Origin of the sequence: Peptacetobacter hominis (assembly GCF_006861675.1) — a bacterium.
GTDB lineage: Bacteria > Bacillota > Clostridia > Peptostreptococcales > Peptostreptococcaceae > Peptacetobacter > Peptacetobacter hominis.
Genome location: NZ_SGJB01000006.1, coordinates 84240 through 102391 on the forward strand (window position 1 = coordinate 84240; position 18152 = coordinate 102391).

An 18152-nucleotide genomic window follows, 5' to 3' on the forward strand; every position below is an offset into this window, starting at 1 on the left:
ATAGTATATTTATTAAAAAAATCGCTATTTTTTAATGTTTACATCTATTACATGTGTATAAATTAATATTTTGTATAAATTTTTTTATACATCTGTATCCCAGTTTTTTCAGTATGTAAACATTACTGAAAAAATAACAATTAATATTTGTATTTTCTTGTATACAATCTGGTTTTTTTATGGTAATATAACAGTTGCAGATTATTAAATAATTTATATAACTTACTTTTATTATATATAGGAGGTAAATTACATGACTACAGCATGGAATGGTTTTAAAACTGGTAACTGGAATAAAGAAGTTGATGTAAGAAACTTCATACAGTTAAACTATACACCATACGAGGGAGATGCATCTTTCCTTGCAGGTGAATCTAAAAATACAGAAAAATTATGGGGTGAAGTTGCTGAACTTTGTAAAAAAGAAATAGCAAACGGTGGTACTCTTGATGTAGATACTAAAACTATATCTTCTATAGATGCCTACAAGCCTGGATATATAGATAAAGAATTAGAGCAGATAGTTGGTCTTCAGACTGATGCTCCTCTAAAAAGAGCTGTTATGCCATACGGTGGTATAAGAATGGTTGAGAACTCTTGTAAAGCTTACGGATACGAGCTTGATCCAGAAGTTTCAACTATATTCCACAAATACAGAAAAACTCACAACCAGGGTGTTTTCGATGCTTATACAAAAGAAATGAGAGCTGCAAGAAAATCTGGTGTTATAACTGGTCTTCCAGATGCATACGGAAGAGGAAGAATAATAGGAGACTACAGAAGAGTTGCTCTTTACGGAGTTGACAGACTTATAGTTGACAAAATGGAGCAGAAAGAATCTCTTGAAGTTTCTACTATGGATGAATCAGTAATAAGATTAAGAGAAGAAATATCTGAGCAGATAAACGCTCTTGAAGCATTAAAAAGAATGGCTGAAAGCTACGGATTTGATATATCAAGACCAGCTGAAAACGCAAAAGAAGCTGTTCAGTGGTTATACTTCGGATACCTTGGTGCAGTTAAAGACCAGAACGGTGCTGCAATGTCACTAGGTAGAACTTCTACTTTCCTTGATATATACTTCGAAAGAGATTTAAAAGCTGGTATATTAACAGAAGAAGAAGCTCAGGAAATAATGGACCACTTCGTTATGAAGTTAAGAATGGTTAGATTCCTTAGAACTCCAGAATACAATGAATTATTCTCAGGAGACCCAACTTGGGTTACTGAATCAATAGGTGGTATGGGTATAGATGGTAGAACTCTTGTTACTAAAAACTCATTCAGAGTTCTTAACACTCTTTACACTCTTGGACCATCTCCAGAGCCAAACCTTACAGTTCTTTGGTCTACAAGACTTCCAAAAGGATTCAAAGATTTCTGTTCTAAGGTTTCAATAGATACAAGTTCAATACAGTACGAAAACGATGATCTTATGAGAGAATACTGGGGAGATGACTACGGTATAGCTTGTTGTGTATCTGCAATGAGAATAGGTAAACAGATGCAGTTCTTCGGAGCCAGAGTTAACGTAGCAAAAACTCTTCTTTACGCTATAAACGGTGGTGTTGATGAAAAATCAGGTGCTCAGGTAGGACCAAAATTCGAACCTATAACATCTGAATACCTTGACTACGATGAGGTTATGTCTAAGTTTGACTTATTCACTGAGTGGCTTGCTAACCTTTACGTAAATACTCTAAACGTTATACACTACATGCACGATAAATACTCTTATGAAGCACTAGAAATGGCACTTCATGACAGAGATGTATTCAGAACTATGGCTTGTGGTATAGCTGGTCTTTCAGTTTGTGCTGACTCTCTATCAGCTATAAAATACGCTAAAGTTAAAACTATAAGAAACGAAGATGGAATAGCTGTTGACTTCGAAATAGAAGGAGACTATCCAAAATTCGGAAACAACGACGACAGAGTTGACGAAATAGCTGTTAACATAGTTAAAGACGTTATGAACAAAATAAAACAGAACAAAACTTACAGAAATGCATACCATACTCAGTCAATACTTACTATAACTTCAAACGTTGTTTACGGTAAGAAGACTGGTAACACTCCTGATGGAAGAAGAGCTGGAGAACCATTCGCTCCAGGTGCTAACCCAATGCACGGAAGAGATGAAAACGGAGCACTTGCTTCACTTGCTTCAGTAGCAAAACTTCCATACGAATATTCTCAGGATGGTATATCTAACACATTCTCTATAATACCAAAATCATTAGGTAAAGATATGGATGAAAGAATAAACAACCTTTCTTCTATGTTAGATGGATATTTTGCTCAGAGAGCTCATCATCTAAACGTAAACGTATTTGACAGAGCTACTCTTGAAGATGCTATGGAACATCCGGAAAAATATCCACAGCTAACAGTTAGAGTTTCTGGATACGCAGTTAACTTTATAAAATTAACTAGAGAACAGCAGTTAGACGTTATAAACAGAACATTCCACAACAAAATGGCCTAATTTCAGAAGTAATCCTTTCTGGATATAGGTCGGAAAGGTAGTACATTATGATAAAAGGTAGAGTTCATTCAGTAGAAAGTTTCGGGACCGTTGACGGTCCCGGAATTAGATATATAGTATTTCTTCAGGGTTGTCCTTTGAGATGTAAATACTGCCACAATAGAGATACATGGGCTATGTGCGGCGGAAAAGAGATGACTGCTGAGGAAGTTGTTAAAGATGCTCTTAAATATAGAACTTACATGGAAGTTTCAGGTGGTGGTATAACTGTTTCCGGTGGTGAAGCCACTGCCCAGCCGGAGTTTCTTTATGAAATATTTAAGGAAGCAAAAGCTAATGGAATACATACATGTCTGGACACATCGGGATACAGATCTCCTGAATCAATATCTAAAGTTCTTGAAGTTACAGACCTTGTACTTCTTGATCTTAAGCATATGGTTCCAGAAAAAGCAAAAGATCTTGCCGGAATAAATATCGAAAAGACTTTTGAGTTTGCAAAATACCTTGATGAACACAAAATACCAGTATGGATAAGACACGTTCTTGTTCCTGGTGTTACTGATTCAGAAGAGAACCTGAACCTTATGGGTGAATTTGTTTCCAAGCTTAATAATGTAGACAGATTTGAAATTCTTCCATATCATACACTTGGTGTTCATAAATGGGAAGATATGGGACTTGAATATCCTCTTGAAGGTATTGAACAGGCTTCTGATGATGATGTTAAAAGAGCAAAGGATATAATAGAAAAATACGGTGTTTCAGTGTATAATAAATAGTATATGTAATTATATTTATTATATGCGGAGGTATACACATGAATATAGAAAACTGTATAAAAGAAAGAAGAAGTGTGAGAAAGTACAAAGAAGATGCTATTCCACACGAAGTATTTGAGAAAATTGTTGATCTTGCCAGATTTGCTCCTTCATGGAAAAATTCTCAGACAGCAAGATACCATATAATAGAAGATGCTGATACAAAAGAAAAACTGGCTTCTGAATGTGTTATGGACTTTGAGTTCAATGCTAAAACTATAAGAAGATCTGCTGCAGTTGTTGTACTTACTGCTGTTGGAAATATATGTGGATATGAGCCAGATGGATCTTTCTCTACTTCAAAGGGAGATAGATGGGAAACTTTTGATTCAGGTATAGCTTGTCAGACTTTCTGCCTTGCAGCACATGCAAATGGAGTTGGATCTGTTATACTTGGAATATTTGATGACGATAAAGTTGCAAAAGCATGCTCTATTCCAGAAAATGAGACTGTTATGGCACTTATCGCTGTTGGATATCCTGAATCTGCTTCAGGCAAAGTTCCTCCAAGAAAAGAAGTATCAGAGCTTTTATTCTTTGATAAGTAAACCTATAAAATTTGTATAAAATTAATCGAGCTGTGCGCATTAGCGTACAGCTCTTTTAATATCTATTTATTTGTTTAAACCAAGCACAACAGGAACCGATTTATATCCTACTCCCATTCTATCTATTCCCATATCGATAAGTTTTAGGAAATGCTCTCTGGTACGTATACATCCACTTCCTTTTACCTTGCAATTGTCTCCAACCTCCTTCATCATCATCTCTATAAGTTCTGGAACCGCACCATGAGATTCATGTCCTGTTAAAAAGCCTATACTTGTTTTTACAAAATCTGCTCCAGCTTCTACGCAGCATTTGCATGTTTTTCTTATCTGTTCCTCATTAAGTGCATCTGTCTCAAATATAACCTTTATTTCTTTGCCACACTTATGAGCTGCATCTGCACATGCTTTTATATCCTCAGTAACCTCGTCAAATTTTCCGCTTCTTATCATTCCGAAGTTTGCAACTATATCTATTTCCTTTACAGTTTCATATCTTCCAGCTATCTCTATCTGCTTAACCTTTGATTCTGTAGAGCTTGTTCCAAATGGAAAATCACATACAGGACAAAGCATTGTCTCACTTCCCTTTACGTATGGTTCACAAAGCTCTATATATCCCGGATTTATGCATATTGTAGCGCATCCAAGTTCTACCCCATCCTTAGTAAGTTCTATTATCTCATCCTCTGTAAACTCTGGCTTTAGAACCGAATAGTCTATATATGAAGCCAGTTCCTTTATACTCATTTCACTTGCTTTTTTATCTGGTTTTATCATATCGAATATTGAATAACAATTTTTATTTTTGTGTGTTTATGTTTGTTATTCTTCCTCCTTGAATATAATTTATCATACAAACATACATTTGTAAACATTTTGTTTCATTTTCATACATATATCAATATATAAAAACCCGAAGTTAAAACCCCGGGTTAATTCCATACTTCAATTTTATTTAACGTTGCTTTTCTTTTTTGTGTAATAAATCCGTAGTAATATATACGCTACTAATACAAGCAATATCGGTATCATCGCATTGCTGTACAATGAGTTTTTTATCTGATATAACATAGCTGTCGATACAAAAGCCAACGGTGGCAGTGCTTTTACCAGACCGTATCCCATGCCAGTCAGCCTATCCATATAACTATATGAAATATAAAGAATCACACACGATATTATATACCCTGCAACAAGTATATATGCATGGATTTTATCGTTACCAACAGTAAAATATATTAGTATCATAAATATAAGATAAAATAAAGCTTCACTAAAAATAGTTTTTTTCATACTAAAGCCCCCTTTATATATCTTTTTTTAAGAATATAATATAATAGAATACACTTCAATATTTATCCAATACTGTAACTATTTGTAATTTTAACAAAAATGCCAATTAATACTATTTCTTATAATAAAAGCAATTTCTATAATAAAAAATGAACCTCAATTATTCTCTATTCAAATAACCGGGTTCATTTTATTATTTCTATACCAATATATAATTATCAGGAAGTTCTTCCTCCGATATATTTTCATCAACATTGCATATAACAGCATCAAAATCATCACTGCTGATAAAACTACAGAATCCCTTTACACTAAGCTTTGACGAATCTGCAAGAAGATATTTTCTGACAGACAAGTTCATAGCCTTTTGCTTTACTGCCATTGTATCCATCTCAGCTGTATATACAAGTTTTCTTTCTATATCTACTCCCGCACAACTTATAAATGCGTGATCAAAATTGAATTTTTCTATATCACTTAATGTTATCGGTCCTACAGACATATTGTATTCCGGAATATACTTTCCACCGATTACAAAAAGTTCTGCCTCGCTGTCATCAAACATATTTACTATAAGCTGGCTGTGAGTAACTATCTTCACTTTTTTTCCTTTTATATATTTCAGTATTGGAACTATACTCGTTCCACCATCAAGAAATATACAGTCTCCATCTTTTACAAATTCAGATGCTCTTTTGGATATTATATCTTTTTCTTTTGAGTATTCGATTCTTTCACTCATAGATTTTTCGTCTCTGTCAGATAAAATCATCTTCTGTTTTATGCTCTTTGCACCGCCATGTACCCTTATAAGAAGGCCTTGTTTTTCAAGCTCCTCACAGTCTCTTCTTATTGTAGTTTCTGTAACACCCATACATTCTGACAGCTCTTTTGTAGATATAAAACCTCTTTTATTGACAGATTCCACTATCCTTGAAAAACGCTCACTGGCTATCAATTTACTCGACCTCGCATACTATTGTTTCTATAGTTTCTATGGCTCTTTCAACAAGTCCCTCTATATCAAGTTTTTCTTCCGCCTTCTCTATTCTATCAAGTTTAGGCTTTGTTATAGGTTTTGGTGGTGCAAATACACTACAGCAATCCTCTTCCGGAACTATCGATATTTCATATGTACCTATCTCCTGAGCTATATCTATTATATCAGTCTTATCCATAGCTATAAGTGGTCTGAATACAGGAAGTGAACATACTGCATTTGTACAAGTAAGTCCGTATATAGTCTGTGATGCAACCTGACCTATACTCTCTCCTGTAACTATAGCCTGGCAACCTCTCTTCTCTGCCATCTTCTGAGTTATCATCATCATAAATCTTCTTGAGTGGATAGTAGTTTCCTCTCTATTAAGTTTCTCTGTTATTTCTTTTTCTATTTCAAGTATATTACAGCAGTGAACTTTTATAGGTCCACAATATCTTGAAAGAGTTCTTGCAAGATCAAGTACTTTTTCTCTTGATCTTTCACTTGTGAATGGATATGTATGGAAATGTATACATTCTACATCCATACCTCTCTTTGCTATCATCCAAGTTGCAACTGGACTGTCTATTCCTCCTGATAAAAGAGACATTGCTTTTCCAGCTGTTCCCATAGGCATTCCGCCGTATCCTGGAACAGTATCTGCATATACCATTGTATTAAACTCTCTGTATTCACATCTTATTTTTACTTCAGGATTTTTTACATCAACCTTTATTCTATCCCCAAGTTTTGTAAGAAGATATCCACCGATATCTATACTCATCTGTGGAGAAGTAAGAGGCAGTGATTTATCTCCTCTTCTAGATTCAACCTTGAAAGTTTTACATCCCTCTTCTATTTTCTTCTCTAGAAGTTTTTCGGCAGTCTGTTTAAGCACATCGTAATCCTTGTCAGCCTTTATACCAGGACATACTCCTACTATCCCGAATACTTTTCTTGTTTCTTCCATTACTTCTTCGTAGTTTTCATCATTTACATCTATATATATTCTTCCGTACTCTTTATATACATTGTATTCACCAAGCGGTTTAAGCATATTTTTTATGTTTTTTATAAGCTTGTTTTCAAAAAGATATCTGTTTTTTCCCTTTACTCCTATTTCACCGTATTTTACTATAAGTATGTTATACACAATTGCACCTCTTTCCTATTTTCTAAGTCTTATTATACTTCTAAGTTCATCCACAGATTCACATAATATATCAACAGCATTTTTTATTTCCTCATCTGCGTTCATTTCAGATATACTGAATCTTATCGCTCCCTCTATCTCATCCTGAGAAAGCCTCATAGCATTAAGGACATGACTTCCTTTTTTCTTTGATGAGCAGGCCGATCCTGTGGATACATATACATTTTTCTGTTCAAGATAATGTAAAAGCACTTCTCCTCTTATATCTTCAAATGAAATATTTAATATATGGCATACTCCATTTTCAGGAGAGTTTATTTTTAATCCATCTATTTTTTCCTCTATAAGTTCTTTTAATAGATTTCTCTTTCTCTCCATTTCTGATATATGACCTTTAAGGTCTGCAAATGTAATCTCTACAGCCTTTCCAAGACCATATATTCCAGGTGTATTTTCTGTTCCGGATCTAAGATTGGATTCCTGACCTCCACCTGTTACAAGAGGATTTATTCTTACTCCATCTTTTATATACATAAACCCTATTCCTTTTGGTCCATGTAACTTATGTCCACTTACACTCATAAAATCTATACCTAATGAAGGTACCTTTATATCCAGCTTTCCATATGCCTGTACCGCATCTGTATGGAAAATTATCTCATTGTCAAACTCTTTAACTATATTTACAAGTTTTTTTATAGGCTGTACAGAACCTACTTCATTGTTTACATACATTATACTTACAAGTAACGTATCTTCAGAAAGACTGTTTCTAAGTTCATCCTCTGATATCATACCTTTTTCATCTACCTCGAGATATGTCACTTTATATCCTTTTTTTTCAAGGTATTCAAGTGTGTTAAGCACAGATGGATGCTCTATCTTTGTGGATATTATATGTTTTTTTCTTTTACCATAAATTTCAGCACAGCTTCTTAGAACTGTATTATTACTTTCTGTTCCGCCCGAAGTAAATATTATTTCCTTCTCCTTCGCTCCTATTGTTCTGGCTATATTTCTTCTTATATCTTTTATATCTTTTTCTATTTCAAGTCCTTTTCTGTGAGCTGCAGACGGATTCCCATATTTTTCTGTAAGAGATTTTATCATTATATCGACAACTTCCGGGTATGGTTTGGTAGTTGCACTATTATCAAGATACATCTCCATTTATATCACCTGCTTTTCATCGTATTTTATACATATCTATATATTATATCATCTTTTTATTCTATTTTTAATATATACATCCTAAATTTAACTATTTATATATTTTCAAAATTGATAATCTTTATCTATTATATCTACAAATAAAATATTTTTATTGATGATATCATTTCATAAAAAACGTATTGCTTTTTATTTTGTATTTTATTATAATGAGATTGAGGTTATCCCCCTGGTAACCCCAATTAGTTAATATATCTATTCCCAGTATCCTTTATCAGGATATATTTTATGTTTATTAACTTTTTCAGTCGCAATTACGGAAGTTGTGACACAAAAAAGGAGCTTACCCCGAGCTCCTTTTTTTGCGTCCATTATTATATGCATATTAAATTCTTATTTAACTTGGATATAATTTTTTCATGTACAGCAAAACAGAGGGAATTATCCCTCTGCAAATATATAAAACCTGTTTAAGTCTGGTAACTTTTTTATTATATAAGAACTTTAGCAAAGAAATCCTTTGTTCTATCATTTTTAGGGTTATTGAATACTTCTTCTGGAGTACCTTCTTCAAGTATTTTTCCATCATCGACAAATATTACTCTATCCGCAACTTCTTTTGCAAATCCCATCTCGTGAGTAACTATTGCCATTGTCATTCCCTCTTCAGCAAGCTCTTTTATAACATCAAGAACTTCTTTTACCATTTCAGGGTCAAGTGCTGATGTAGGTTCGTCAAATAGCATCATATCCGGTTCCATAGCAAGTGCTCTTGCTATTGCTATTCTCTGTTTCTGTCCACCTGAAAGCTGTGCCGGATAAGTATCTTTTTTATCAAGAAGACCTACCCTTTTTAAAAGCTGTTCAGCTTTTTTATTTGCTTCATCAACTGTCATTTTCTTAAGTGTAACAGGTGCCAGTGTTATATTTTCAAGTATTGTCTTGTGTGGGAATAGATGGAAGTTCTGAAATACCATTCCTATTTTCTGTCTTACTTCATCTATATCAGTGGATTTATCTACAAGACTTTTTCCCTCAAATATTACATCCCCACTTGTTGGTGTTTCAAGAAGGTTCATACATCTTAGAACTGTACTCTTTCCAGATCCACTAGGACCTATTATTACAAGTATTTCACCTTTTTCTATCTCAAGGTCTATTCCCTTAAGTACCTTATGATTTCCAAATGATTTTTCCAGATTTTTTAATGTTATCATAAATATCACTTAACTCCTCTCTTTTGTAACTAGTTAGAGGCCGCCATTTTCTTTTCAAGAAGTCCGACAAGTTTTGAAAGTGCAAATGTCAGTACAAAGTATATTGCAGCCGCAAATAGATATGGTCCAAAACTGTCATATGTAGCATTCTTAACTGTATTAGCTGTGAACATTATATCTATTACACCTATGAATGAAAGTATTGCTGACTCTTTTACAAGCGCAACGAACTCATTCGCAAGTGATGGAAGTATGTTTTTTATTGCCTGTGGCACTATTACATATCTCATTGTAGCCCAGTAATTAAGTCCAAGAGATCTACTCGCTTCCATCTGTCCTTTGTCAACTGACTGTATTCCAGATCTCATTATTTCTGCTATGTATGCACCTGAATTTATAGAAAGTGCAAATGAACCTGCTATAAAATCACTAGGTATACCAAATATACTTGGGAAGTTTATCCCTATCTGAGGCAGTCCATAGTATATGATAGAAAGCTGTACAAGAAGTGGTGTATCACGTATAACCTCTACATATACACTAGATAATACCTTGAATATCTTATTATTTGAAAGTTTTCCAAGACAAAGTATAAGTCCTATTATAAACCCGAAGAAAAGGGCTATAAAAGATACTTCTATTGTCGTCATTGTAGACTTTATAAAAGTCGGTAAATATGGTCCTATAAAATCAAAACTCATGTGTTAATCTCCTCTCCAAGTTACAAGAGAAATTCCTATTCAGCCGCAAGAGCTGTATTTTCTTCAAGTGATTTATTTAATCCATCGGCTTTGAACTGCTCTATAACTTTGTTTATTAATTCTAAATATGCTTTATTATTTCCTTTATTTACTGCAACTGCCATACTTTCTTCAGTTTCACTTTCTGGAAGTTCATATGCTGATAATGCTATTCCATCTATCTGATTTACGTTTATCATACCAACTGTATCATTTACTATGACACCGTCAACATTTCCGTTTTTAAGTTCTGCCATAGCATCTGGTATAGCTTCAAGTGCCTTGAATGAAGTGCATCCTAAACCTGTTACATATGTTTCCTGTAGAGAACCTTTCTGTACTGCAAGTTTCATATTTTTTACATCTTCATCTGATTTTGTAGTGTTTTCATCACCTTTTCTTACTACAAGAACGTTGTGTCCAGTGTAGTATATATCAGAGAAATCAACCTGTTTTTCTCTTTCTGGAGTTGGAGACATTCCTGATATTACCATATCGACTTTATCAGCTTTTAGAGAATCTACAAGTCCGCTGAATGCCATTTCCTTAAATTCAACCTCTACTCCGGCTTCTTCAGCTATAGCCTTTGCAAGGTCTGCATCGACACCTACTATTTCATCTGTACCTCCAGCTGTACTGTGGAATTCAAATGGAGGGTAATCAGCTGACATACCTACTACAAGTTTTCCACTTTCTTTTATCTGATCAAGTTTTTCGGCAGACTCTGTATCATTTCCGCCACTGCATGCAACCATGCTCATTGATAATAAAACTGCCATACCTATACCCATTAGTTTCTTCATTTTCATAATAAAATTTCTCCCTTCATCCTATTTGAATTCCTCACCAGCTACAGTCCTGCAGTCAGGGGATTAAGCTCCCTGAGTTGCAAGATCTATATTATTCTGTAATGATTTTTCAAAATCGTTAGCTTTGAAGTCATTTACAACTTTGTTTATTACTTCAAGGAATTCAGCATTATCATCTTTTTTGTTTATTGCTGCTGCCATACCTTCTTCTGAATTAGAGCTGTCTAGTTTGAAATTAGCTTCTACTATTCCACCCATTTCCTGCATACTTAAAAGACCAACTGTATCATTTACAACTACTGCATCAACATTACCGTTTTTAAGTTCTGTCATAACATCTGGGATAGCCTGTAGAGATTTTATAGATTCACATCCAAGTTCCTGTACGAAACCTTCCTGTATAGAACCTTTCTGTACTGCTATTTTCATTCCTTTTAACTGATCAAGAGATGTTATAGAATCTTCTTTTCCTTCCTGAACTGCTATTATATTTTTACCTACATAGTATAAATCAGAGAAGTCAACATTTTTCTCTCTTTCAGGTGTTGGTGACATTCCTGATAGTATAATGTCTATTTTGTCTGCGTTAAGAGCACCTATAAGTCCGTCAAATGACATTTCCTTAAATTCAACTTCTACTCCTATCTCTTCAGCTATTTTAGCTGCAAGGTCTGCATCGACACCTACTATCTTATCTTCACCATCTACTGTTGAATGGAATTCAAATGGAGGATATTCTGCTGATAAACCTACAACAAGTTTTCCGCTTTCTTTTACTGCTTCAAGTTTGTTTGCTGCTTCAGTTTCTTCTCCTCCTGAGCTACATGCTACCATTCCTAACGATAATATTGCTGCCATTCCTAATCCTAATAATTTTTTCATTTTCATAGTAAACACTCCTTTTTTAGTTTTTTTCCTTTTTTTAGTTTTGTTTTTAGTTTTTTGGTATATTGGTAGTTTTATCGTCTAAACGACTTAAATCTCATTATTTCCTTTAGTTTGAATTTTCTAAAAATGGATTTTGCGAATAAAAAAACTCCTAGCCTTTAGACTAAGAGACGAATCGACCGCGTTACCACTCTTATTGGAGATTTTTACTTTCATTAATTATAATCTCTATGATAGCCCTCTAGTAATATCGCTTCAATAAAAAAAGCCTCTTAGCCCGAAGACCAAGAGACGAATTAACCGCGTTACCACTCTTATTGATAAGTAAAAACCTACCCTCTCAAACCCTTAAGGCGGGAAACCTACTACCATACTAATTTCCGGTAGTCTCCTCTAAAGCTCTCTTCACACTGTACTTTGTTACTGGACTCACACCATTCTCCAGCTCGCTGAAACTCCATTCAGGCTACTCTCTTTTTCATTGGATTTATATCTCGTTCAGTTGATGATTTTATTATACGCATATCGAAATATTTTGTCAACATATTTTTTGAAGTTTTTTTAATTTTTTCAAAAATGCAAAAAACTTCGGTTTCAAAATCGTTTTCAGGACATTATAAAATCAAAAATCTATATTTTATCCAATACCAGTCTATATGACATATGAACTAACTATTTTTCTATATTTTTATTTTTATTCTTTTTTCCTGTATTCCTTTCATTTCAGATACAAATCTGGATTCAGATATTTTCTTTGAGTATCTGTTTTTAGGAGAACTTACACATACACTCTTTCTGGCTCTTGTAATTCCCACATACATAAGCCTTCTTTCCTCTTCAATCTGTTGTTCTTTTTTCTCATCATCATCCTCATCAAGTGTCTTTTCATGAGGTGATATACCTTCACATGCGCCGATTATATACACATGGTCAAATTCAAGTCCTTTTGCACTGTGCATTGTCGTAAATGTAACCCCGTATTCCCGATTGTTCATACTATTTTCCTCGGCACTTATTTTAACCTGTTCTATATGTGAGAAAAATTCCTCTATAGTACTGAAATTAACTGCAGAACTTTCAAACTCGTTTATTATCTCTATTATTCCACCCGGCTTGATTTTTCTGTTCCGGCAGTAATCGAGCACATATCTGTCATAGTCGAGTGTAGATCTTATATACGATATTGCATTTTTAGGATTGAGCCCTTTTATATAGCTCATATCTATATCCAGTTCCTCGATTCCTCTTTTTTGAATTTTTTTCAGATTATCGTCGTCGAGAAGTGTGCCTATAAAATTATCCGATGCCTTGGCTTTTGCTATAGATGCTTTTGGTATATACCTCAGAGGTCTATTTATTATCCTCTCCCAATCTGCTGGTATATCTGGATTTAGAGAAAGTCTAAGATATGCCATTATATCGCTTACTGCCCAGTGATTGTATATTGTAACAGCAGCATCTTTGACTATAAAAGGAATTCTCATATTCATAAATGCGTCTACAAGCGCTCTCGACTGTATATTCGTTCTGTATATAACTGCAAAGTCACTGTAATCCCGTATTCCATCTTTTACCATCTGGGCAATTTCTTTTCCAGTTTCTGATGCCTCTTCTTCAGGATCGTATGGTATTTTATATCTTATATCTGCTCCATTTCCCAGAGCGCATTTTATAGTCTTTTCAAATCTGTTTTTATTATTTTTAATTAGATTGTTTGATATTTCTATAATCTCAGAGTTCGACCTGTAGTTTATATCAAGAAGAATTTTTTCGGTACCCCCAAAATATTTTTCAAACTCTATAAGAAAATCAGGTCTCGCTCCCCTGAATCCATATATACTCTGATCTTCATCGCCAACAGCAAATATATTATTTAACGGAGAGGCTATCATTCTTATTATTTCAAACTGCACTCTGTTTATATCCTGAAACTCATCTATAAGTATATATCTGTATACCTGTCTTACAAAATCAAGTTTCTGTGGACTATTTCTAAGCATCTTGTAAGTCATTATCAGCATATCGTCAAAATCTATTTTGCTGACCTTTTTCTTGTACATTTCATACATACTATAAAGTCTTGAAAAATCCTCTCTATCAAGAACTGACGATACAAATTTTGTTTTGTCCATAAGTTCATTTTTTATGTATGATATCTCTGTTATAATCCTTGTAACCGTATCGTCATCATCAGCATTTTCTATCCTCAGATTTTTTATTATTCCTCTGATAATATATCTCTTTTCCTTTTCATCCAGAATATTTTTAAGTTGAAGATTTTCAAAGTATCTAAGCATTCTAAAAAACACAGAGTGAAATGTCCCGTATGTTACCTTTAAAAGCCTTGGATCATTGGATATTTCAAGAACCCTATTTTTCATTTCCATAGACGATGCTCTTGTAAAGCTGATTGCAAGAATTCTCGTAGGCGCAATATTTTCATTTATAACCATATTTGCTATTCTATATGTTATTACCCTTGTTTTTCCAGATCCAGGTCCTGCAAGTACAAGACATGGTCCATCAGTATGCAGTACAGCTTTTTTCTGATTGTCGTTCAGATTTTCTATATTCAAATTATCACCTCTTTTCACCTGAAATATTTATATCAGCTGGATATTCTTTTTAACTCTTCCAGAACTTCAGGAGAACTGTCCTGTGAAGTCATAACCGTTATCAAATCTCCATGTATAAGTTTTGTATATCCATGAGGTATTATCTCTTTTTCGCCTCTGTTTACAGCCACTATAAGCGCTGTTTCTGGCCAGTCTATTTCCCCTATACTTTTTCCATCAGCATAACTGTTCATATCTATTGATACTTCAAGCAGTGTTTTCTGTTTTGATGCTCCTTTGTATTCATTTGCTTCGTGTTTTCTTTCCAGAATTCTGTCTAGAAGACTTTCATAGATAGGGGCTGAACTGAAAACATCAGATGTTATCTGTGCAGATAAAACCACAACCGCAAGAGGAAGAAGATGTGCAAGAGATCCAGTCATTTCAGATATTAATATTATTCCGGTTATCGGAGCCTTTACAATAGCTGCAAAATGCCCCGCCATTGCAAGTACTATAAAATTCATCAGAAATACAGACGGTATACCCATATATTTTATCGCTATTATTCCAACTATATTTCCCCCAAGGGCTCCAAGTACCAGAAGCGGGAAAAATATTCCACCAGGTACACCTGATCCGAAACATATAAATGTTAGCATAAATTTTACAACTAAATATATTATCAGTATCCATAATGCAAAATTCTTCTCCTGAAGCGACATTATAAGTTCGTGTCCCCCACCGATCATATCAGAACATAGTATACCCGCTATTCCTGTTATCACAAAAGGTATAGCTATTTTTATCCTATTGTCAAATCTACTTTTTCTAAATACACTCTGTGTAAAAATCAGACCTTTATTGAAAAAAACACCACTTACTCCTATAATTATTCCCAGAATTATAAGAACCCAGTAGTATTTTATCGGCATTATTTCAAGCCGGCTGAATTCAAGTGACGGTACAATTCCAAAAAACTGTTTTGACACACAATCAGCTGTAAGTGATGCTGTCATTGCAGACAAAAGTATAAGAGGAGAGAAATTTTTATGCGCCTCTTCAAGCGCAAACATAACTCCAGACATAGGTGCATTAAATGCTGCAGAAAGCCCTGCGCTCGCCCCACATGTAGTAAGATAAATCTCCTCATGGTCGAGCTTACCAGTTTTTTTTGAATATGTCTCTCCTATGCATCCCCCCATCTGTACTGAAGGTCCTTCTCTTCCCACAGAAAGTCCGGCACCAAGGCATATCATTCCACCTATAAATTTATAAATAAGAACTCTTATCCGGTTTATACTTAATCTTCTCGATAGTATCCCCTCAAGCTGTGGTATACCACTTCCCGAAATCATAGGCTCTCTTTTTACAAATTCCGATACAACAAGTGAAATCAATATAAGTCCAGCAAATATAAATGGAATAAGATGTATATTTTTTCCACCTGAAGCATATATTCCATTGAATATTTCTCCAAGCCACGCTGCACCTATGCGATACATTACGATTATTGCACCTGTAACAGCCCCTATTATAAGCGAATCTCTTATAAGTCTATATTTTATATTTCTTATCCTCCAGAATATCTCTGATATATTTCTTGTTTTTTTATACATACCCATACTCCCGTTTATTTTTTCCACATTATAGTATAACATACTTTGTGTATATAAATCTGAGGCTTTATTTTTATCTGCTATGCTTTGACTTAATACAACTAAAGTCACATATATTCATAAATACATCAATAAAAAAACACCTCTCAAAAGAGGTGCAATTTTTATTTTATATATTCACTGTAATCGTCAATTGTATCAGCTGTATGGGAATCTGAACCCAGAACCATTTTGACATTGTATTTATCCGCCATTTCTCTTACAAATCCATCTATGTAAAGCTCTCCGCATCCTTCTTTTCTAAGTCCTGCAACATTGAAATCAAGCTCATATCCTTTTTCAGATATAATTTTCATAATATCTTCTATAATTTCTCTCTGTTCATTGTAATCATATGGGAATTCTTTGCAGAATCTTCTAATCAGATTAAAATGTCCTATTCTTTTAGGTTTATATTTCCCAAGGTCACTTTCAACTGCAAGTTTTAAAGTCTCGTAATATCTTTTATATAGTTTGTCTATTCCACCAGTTTCTTCTATCAGTTTCTGAGTTTCTTCCTTGCTGAAGTCTATACATCTGTATGTATCTCCTACTTTTACAATATGAACAGAAAGTATTGCATCGTCTATTGCTTCTCCATATCTGTTGAGAAGTTCTTTTGTTTTTTCCTCAAGCCCTTCTATAAAGTCTACTTCAAATCCAAGATTTATCTTGATTTCTTTTTTATACTTTTCTTTTAAATCCTTTATCCTTTCAATATATTTATCTATATCCTCGGATAATAGTACACTGTCATTTGCTGGAGAAGGATCTTTAAATCCTTCAGGATAACACATATGCTCAGTAAAAGTTATTTCATCATAACCAAGTTTTATCGCTTTTTCAACGTATTTTTCAATCGCATCATCTGTTCCATGAGGACAGAATTCTGTATGTATATGACCATCCTTTTTCATTTTATTAATCCCTCCGTCTAATCATATATTCCGGCTATTCTGATAATTTCAGGTACACTTTTTTCTGCACCAACAGGCATTATATGAACTCCATCGCATAGATTTTCTTCTTTTAGCTTTTTTATAAATTCTCCGGCTATCTTTATACCTTCGCTTCTGAAGTTATCTTTTCCTGCTTTTTCCATTCTTTCTATTATTTCATCGGGAACTTCTATCCCTGGTATATTATTATTTAAAAACTGAGCCATCTTTGGTGATTTTAACGGCACAATGCCTATTAGTATTTTACAGTCAAAATCCTTTGTAAGCTCCCTGAATCTTCTGGCTGTTTCAATATCGTACACAGCCTGTGTCTGAAAGAATTTAGCCCCAGCCTTTATTTTTTTTCTCATTTTTATAATCTGTATCTCTATAGGTGAAAAACTCGGTGTAACTGCAGCTCCTGCATAAAATACAGGATTTCCATCAAGTTTATTTCCGTTCATATCTGTCCCGGCGGATATTTTTTCACATACTCTCAGTATATTTATGCTATCGAGGTCGAATACATTTTTTGCCTGAGGATGATCTCCTTTAGATGTGTGGTCTCCTGTTATTGCAAATACATTTTCTATTCCACAAATTCCTGCAGAGAGAAGTTCTCCCTGTATAGCTATTCTGTTTCTATCCCTTCCTGTAATCTGAAAAACAGGTTCTATTCCATTATCAATAAGAAGCCTGCAAACTACAAGTGAACTAGCTCTCACAACAGCAGACTGAAAATCTGTTACATTTATCGCATCTACAAAAGGTTTTAATATCTCTATACTTTCTTTTATGTGAGTTAAATCTGTTCCTTTTGGTGGTGCAACTTCACAGGTTACTGCAAATTTACCGCTTTCCAATTTATCCTTTAATCTGCTCAAACTAC

16 protein-coding genes and 1 other annotated feature are annotated in these 18152 nt (G+C 34.2%); of the genes, 3 read left to right on the forward strand and 13 right to left on the reverse strand.

Annotated features, from left to right (window positions below; genetic code table 11):
* Nucleotides 1-253 precede the first annotated feature (253 nt).
* The 3 genes from pflB to EXD82_RS04550 are packed head-to-tail and all read left to right on the forward strand — an operon-like array spanning nt 254 to nt 3857.
* Entirely contained in the window at nt 254-2488 is a 2235-nt protein-coding gene (pflB, locus tag EXD82_RS04540) for a formate C-acetyltransferase (RefSeq protein ID WP_142535727.1), read from the forward strand.
* 47 nt (nt 2489-2535) lie between these two features.
* Nucleotides 2536-3270, forward strand: a complete 735-nt coding sequence (gene pflA / locus EXD82_RS04545) for a pyruvate formate-lyase-activating protein (protein ID WP_142535728.1) — start codon at nt 2536-2538, stop codon at nt 3268-3270.
* 38 nt (nt 3271-3308) lie between these two features.
* Nucleotides 3309-3857: a nitroreductase family protein gene (locus tag EXD82_RS04550; RefSeq protein WP_142535729.1), complete on the forward strand. Its 549-nt coding sequence runs from the start codon at nt 3309-3311 to the stop codon at nt 3855-3857.
* Between the two features lie 66 nt (nt 3858-3923).
* On the opposite strand, the gene deoC is transcribed toward EXD82_RS04550, so the two are convergent.
* The 13 genes from deoC to EXD82_RS04615 all read right to left on the reverse strand — a co-directional run bounded on the left by deoC (nt 3924) and on the right by EXD82_RS04615 (nt 18147).
* Nucleotides 3924-4637: a deoxyribose-phosphate aldolase gene (gene deoC / locus EXD82_RS04555; RefSeq protein ID WP_142535730.1), complete on the reverse strand. Its 714-nt coding sequence runs from the start codon at nt 4635-4637 to the stop codon at nt 3924-3926.
* 174 nt (nt 4638-4811) lie between these two features.
* Complete coding sequence (locus tag EXD82_RS04560) at nt 4812-5153, reverse strand: hypothetical protein (protein WP_142535731.1); 342 nt, start codon at nt 5151-5153, stop codon at nt 4812-4814.
* A 199-nt stretch (nt 5154-5352) separates the two neighbouring features.
* Entirely contained in the window at nt 5353-6111 is a 759-nt protein-coding gene (locus EXD82_RS04565; protein ID WP_142535732.1) for a DeoR/GlpR family DNA-binding transcription regulator, read from the reverse strand.
* 1 nt (nt 6112) lies between these two features.
* Nucleotides 6113-7288 (reverse strand): tRNA uracil 4-sulfurtransferase ThiI, encoded by a 1176-nt coding sequence (gene thiI / locus EXD82_RS04570; RefSeq protein ID WP_142535733.1) that lies wholly within the window; start codon nt 7286-7288, stop codon nt 6113-6115.
* A gap of 15 nt (nt 7289-7303) precedes the next feature.
* Complete coding sequence (locus EXD82_RS04575) at nt 7304-8458, reverse strand: cysteine desulfurase family protein (RefSeq protein WP_142535734.1); 1155 nt, start codon at nt 8456-8458, stop codon at nt 7304-7306.
* A gap of 491 nt (nt 8459-8949) precedes the next feature.
* Nucleotides 8950-9675 (reverse strand): amino acid ABC transporter ATP-binding protein, encoded by a 726-nt coding sequence (locus EXD82_RS04580; RefSeq protein WP_142535735.1) that lies wholly within the window; start codon nt 9673-9675, stop codon nt 8950-8952.
* Nucleotides 9676-9704: 29 nt separating this feature from the next.
* Nucleotides 9705-10376, reverse strand: coding sequence for an amino acid ABC transporter permease (locus EXD82_RS04585; protein WP_142535736.1), 672 nt, complete (start codon nt 10374-10376; stop codon nt 9705-9707).
* 35 nt (nt 10377-10411) lie between these two features.
* Nucleotides 10412-11224 (reverse strand): transporter substrate-binding domain-containing protein, encoded by an 813-nt coding sequence (locus EXD82_RS04590; RefSeq protein ID WP_142535737.1) that lies wholly within the window; start codon nt 11222-11224, stop codon nt 10412-10414.
* Between the two features lie 63 nt (nt 11225-11287).
* Nucleotides 11288-12112 carry a transporter substrate-binding domain-containing protein gene (locus tag EXD82_RS04595; protein WP_142535738.1) on the reverse strand — a complete coding sequence of 275 codons (825 nt, stop codon included), beginning with the start codon at nt 12110-12112 and terminating at the stop codon, nt 11288-11290.
* A 284-nt stretch (nt 12113-12396) separates the two neighbouring features.
* Nucleotides 12397-12603, reverse strand: a binding site (T-box leader).
* 189 nt (nt 12604-12792) lie between these two features.
* Nucleotides 12793-14688, reverse strand: a complete 1896-nt coding sequence (locus EXD82_RS04600; RefSeq protein ID WP_142535739.1) for an ATP-dependent helicase — start codon at nt 14686-14688, stop codon at nt 12793-12795.
* A gap of 32 nt (nt 14689-14720) precedes the next feature.
* Entirely contained in the window at nt 14721-16286 is a 1566-nt protein-coding gene (locus EXD82_RS04605) for a ClC family H(+)/Cl(-) exchange transporter (RefSeq protein ID WP_142535740.1), read from the reverse strand.
* A 164-nt stretch (nt 16287-16450) separates the two neighbouring features.
* The gene (hisJ, locus tag EXD82_RS04610) at nt 16451-17242 is read right to left on the reverse strand and encodes a histidinol-phosphatase HisJ (protein ID WP_142535741.1); all 792 of its coding nucleotides are present in this window, start codon (nt 17240-17242) and stop codon (nt 16451-16453) included.
* Nucleotides 17243-17259: 17 nt separating this feature from the next.
* On the reverse strand, nt 17260-18147 hold the full coding sequence (locus tag EXD82_RS04615) for a methylenetetrahydrofolate reductase (protein WP_142535742.1): 888 nt from the start codon (nt 18145-18147) through the stop codon (nt 17260-17262).
* Nucleotides 18148-18152 lie beyond the last annotated feature (5 nt).

What these genes read in the sequence shown, in the direction of transcription:
- EXD82_RS04590 (WP_142535737.1), bottom strand. Translation starts at nt 11,224, where the DNA reads ATGAAAATGAAGAAACTAATGGGTATAGGTATGGCAGTTTTATTATCA.
- EXD82_RS04575 (WP_142535734.1), bottom strand. Translation starts at nt 8,458, where the DNA reads ATGGAGATGTATCTTGATAATAGTGCAACTACCAAACCATACCCGGAA.
- pflB (WP_142535727.1), top strand. Translation starts at nt 254, where the DNA reads ATGACTACAGCATGGAATGGTTTTAAAACTGGTAACTGGAATAAAGAA.
- pflA (WP_142535728.1), top strand. Translation starts at nt 2,536, where the DNA reads ATGATAAAAGGTAGAGTTCATTCAGTAGAAAGTTTCGGGACCGTTGAC.
- EXD82_RS04585 (WP_142535736.1), bottom strand. Translation starts at nt 10,376, where the DNA reads ATGAGTTTTGATTTTATAGGACCATATTTACCGACTTTTATAAAGTCT.
- deoC (WP_142535730.1), bottom strand. Translation starts at nt 4,637, where the DNA reads ATGATAAAACCAGATAAAAAAGCAAGTGAAATGAGTATAAAGGAACTG.
- EXD82_RS04560 (WP_142535731.1), bottom strand. Translation starts at nt 5,153, where the DNA reads ATGAAAAAAACTATTTTTAGTGAAGCTTTATTTTATCTTATATTTATG.
- EXD82_RS04550 (WP_142535729.1), top strand. Translation starts at nt 3,309, where the DNA reads ATGAATATAGAAAACTGTATAAAAGAAAGAAGAAGTGTGAGAAAGTAC.
- EXD82_RS04580 (WP_142535735.1), bottom strand. Translation starts at nt 9,675, where the DNA reads ATGATAACATTAAAAAATCTGGAAAAATCATTTGGAAATCATAAGGTA.
- hisJ (WP_142535741.1), bottom strand. Translation starts at nt 17,242, where the DNA reads ATGAAAAAGGATGGTCATATACATACAGAATTCTGTCCTCATGGAACA.
- EXD82_RS04605 (WP_142535740.1), bottom strand. Translation starts at nt 16,286, where the DNA reads ATGTATAAAAAAACAAGAAATATATCAGAGATATTCTGGAGGATAAGA.
- EXD82_RS04595 (WP_142535738.1), bottom strand. Translation starts at nt 12,112, where the DNA reads ATGAAAATGAAAAAATTATTAGGATTAGGAATGGCAGCAATATTATCG.